General features: G+C 69.8%; 3 protein-coding genes and 1 pseudogene. 2 read left to right on the top strand and 2 right to left on the bottom strand.

Annotated features, from left to right (window positions below; translation table 11 throughout):
- Both WAW17_RS15405 and WAW17_RS15410 read right to left on the bottom strand, forming a co-directional pair.
- On the bottom strand, window positions 1–1,787 hold a 1,787-nt coding region (locus WAW17_RS15405; protein WP_422333818.1), incomplete at its 3' end, for a heavy metal translocating P-type ATPase.
- Window positions 1,784–2,167, bottom strand: coding sequence for an ArsR/SmtB family transcription factor (locus tag WAW17_RS15410; protein ID WP_422333819.1), 384 nt, complete (start codon window positions 2,165–2,167; stop codon window positions 1,784–1,786). The genes WAW17_RS15410 and WAW17_RS15405, both read right to left, overlap by 4 nt.
- Window positions 2,168–2,315: 148 nt before the next feature.
- Here WAW17_RS15410 and WAW17_RS15415 point away from each other — a divergent pair, with 148 nt between their 5' ends.
- Entirely contained in the window at window positions 2,316–2,729 is a 414-nt protein-coding gene (locus WAW17_RS15415) for a YkvA family protein (protein ID WP_422333820.1), read from the top strand.
- A 145-nt stretch (window positions 2,730–2,874) separates the two neighbouring features.
- Window positions 2,875–2,956 (top strand): annotated as a pseudogene (locus WAW17_RS15420) (phosphate transport system regulatory protein PhoU); the annotation flags it as partial.

The following is a 2,956-nucleotide window of genomic DNA, read 5'->3' on the forward strand; positions in this document are numbered from 1 at the left end:
ACGGTGATGATCGCCAGGGAGAGGCCGACGTTCTGCAGCATGATCGCCCGCGAGCGGCGGGCATGCGCGAGGGCCTGCGGCAGGTGCCGCAGATCCTCACCCATCAGGGCGACGTCGGCGGTTTCGATGGCGACGTCGGTGCCCATTGCGCCCATCGCGATGCCCAGGTCGGCGGCGGCCAGGGCGGGGGCGTCGTTGACGCCGTCGCCGACCATCGCCGTCGGTCGTGCGTTGCGGAGGGTTTCGATGATGCGGGCCTTGTCTTCCGGGCGCAGGTTCGCATGCACCTCGTCGATGCCGACGTCGGCGGCCAAAGCCCGTGCGGTGCGATCGTTGTCGCCGGTGAGCATGGCGACGGTGTAACCGTCGCGCCGTAGCCCGGCGACCACCTCGCGGGCCTCGGGGCGCAGCTCGTCGCGTACCGCGACCGCCCCGATCAGGGTGCCGGCGCGTTCGATCAGCACCGCGGAGGCGCCGGCGTGCTGCATCCGCTCGATGTCCGCGGCCAGGGGCCCGGGGTCGATCCACCCGGGACGACCCAACCGGGCAGGCGTGCGGTCCGCGAGCTGCCCGGTCAGTCCGGTGCCGGGGACGGCGTCGACGTCCTCGGCGGGGGTGACGGTGTCGACGGCGGCGAGGATCGCCCGGGCCAGGGGGTGTTCGCTGCGGGCCTCCAGCGCGGCCGCGACGGTCAACACCTCGTCGCGAGTAGCGCCGCCGGTGGTGGCGACGTCGATCACCGACGGTCGGTTGCGGGTCAGGGTGCCCGTCTTGTCCAGCGCGATACCGCGGATGCGTCCCAGGGACTCGAGCGCGGCGCCGCCCTTGACTAGGACACCGAGCTTTGAGGCGCCGCCGATCGCGGCGACCACCGTCACCGGGATCGCGATGGCCAGCGCGCACGGTGAGGCGGCCACCAGCACGACCAGGGCGCGTTCGATCCACACCAGCGGAGCCCCGAACACACTGCCGACCGCGGCGATGAGGACGGCAGCGATCATCACGGCCGGGACCAGCGGCTTGGCGACCTTGTCTGCCAGGCGCTGCGCCTCACCTTTGCGGGACTGCTCGGCCTCGACGATCTTCACGATCTTGGCCAGCGAGTTGTTCTCGGCGCCGGCGGTGACCTGGACCTCGAGGACACCGGTGCCGTTGATGGACCCGGCGAACACCTCGGCGCCCGGTCCTGCCTCGACCGGCACCGATTCACCGGTGATCGCCGAGGTGTCCAGGGCGGTACGCCCGGACCGGATGATGCCGTCGGTGGCGATCCGCTCCCCGGGTTTGACGATCATGATCTCCCCGAGCACCAGCTCGGCGGGGGCGACGGTCTGCTCACGGCCGCCGCGGAGCACGGTAGCGGTGTCCGGAACGAGCGACAGCAGCGCGCGCAGGCCACGGCGGGTGCGGGTGACCGCGTACTCCTCGAGCCCTTCACTGATGGCGAACAGGAAAGCCAGCATCGCGGCCTCGCCGACCTCACCGAGCAGGACGGCGCCGACGGCGGCGATCGTCATCAGGGTCCCGACCCCGATTCTGCCCTTCACCAGGCGCTTCAATGTGGCGGGGACGAACGTGTAGCCGCCGACGATCAACGCCAATGCTTCGAGGGTCAGCTCGACCGGGCGGGGGCCGTCGGTCCAGCCGACGATCAGCGCGGCGACCAACAGCACCCCGGCGATGGCGGCGGCCCGGATTTCGGTGATCTGCCACAGTTTTTCGGGTTCGTGTTCCTCCTCGCTCTCGAGGCGGGGTTCGTCGTGGCCGCAGCCGCAGGCGTCGCTCATGCCTTAACCCCTGTCCCGGTGTCGGTGCCGTAGTTCGGGCACAACGCGACCGCGTTACCCGTTGCCTCCAGGAGGGTTTCGGCGGCGGTGAGCAGGTCCAGCAACTCCGGGCGGGCAAGCGAGTAGAACACCTGCCGGCCCTGCGGTCGGCCGGTGACCAGCCCGCAGTCACGCAGGCACGCCACGTGCGCCGACACCGTCGACTGGGCCAACCCGAGCTCGCCGACCAGGTCCGCCACCCGCGACTCCCCGTCGGCGAGGCGGCGCACGATCGCCAGCCGGGTGCCGTCGGAGAGGCTGTGGAACAACGCCACCGCCGCATCCAGGTTCGATCCTGTGCCGGCCGCGGCGAGGCACCCATCCGCACTATCAATCGCCATATGACGATAATAACCATAACAACCGATGGTCTTTTCGGTGAGCCAGCTGCTGGGTTTGGCCGGGACCCAGTACTTTCTTTTCCCTGGACGGTTCGGCTGTCTCGGAAGTGGCTGCGGGGCGTCGATGATGCTGAGTGGAGGCTGACCGATGACCGATGTGTGGTGGTCCATTCCGGTAGCCGTGGCGGGTGGACTGCTGCTGCTGTGGCTGGTCCTGCTGGGTGTGCTGTGGGCGGCCAAGCCGGAGGAGGCGGGCATCCGTGATGCGCTGCGGTTACTCCCCGATGTGGTGCGGCTGATCCGCCGGTTAGCCGCGGACCACACCCTGCCCCGGGGTGTGCGGGTCCGTCTGGTGCTGCTGCTCGGCTACCTGTTGCTGCCGATCGATCTGGTTCCCGACTTCATTCCGGTCCTCGGCTACGCCGACGATGCGGTGATCGTCGCGCTCGCGTTGCGGTCGGTGACCCGCCGCGCCGGACCGGCGGCACTCGAGAAACACTGGCCTGGAACGGATGCGGGGCTCGCGGCGGTGCGTCGTCTGGCCGGGATCTCGCCGGCATGAGCGGTTCCGCGTACCGGGCCAGCGTGGTTTCTGGTCGTAGAGGTCGACGTGCCAGGCCCCACCCCGGCTGGTGAGTGGGTTCCAGCCATTCGGTCGGCGACCCGCTCGACTGGCCCCGAGTGCGGCGACGGGGTAACCATGACGCATGCGGATGAAGTTTCATGAGCAACTCGACGCGCTGACCGACCGGTTGGCGTCGATGTGTCACCTCGCGGGTGAGGCCATCG

Origin of the sequence: Rhodococcus sp. (in: high G+C Gram-positive bacteria), from assembly GCF_049286785.1 — a bacterium.
GTDB lineage: Bacteria > Actinomycetota > Actinomycetes > Mycobacteriales > Mycobacteriaceae > Rhodococcus_F.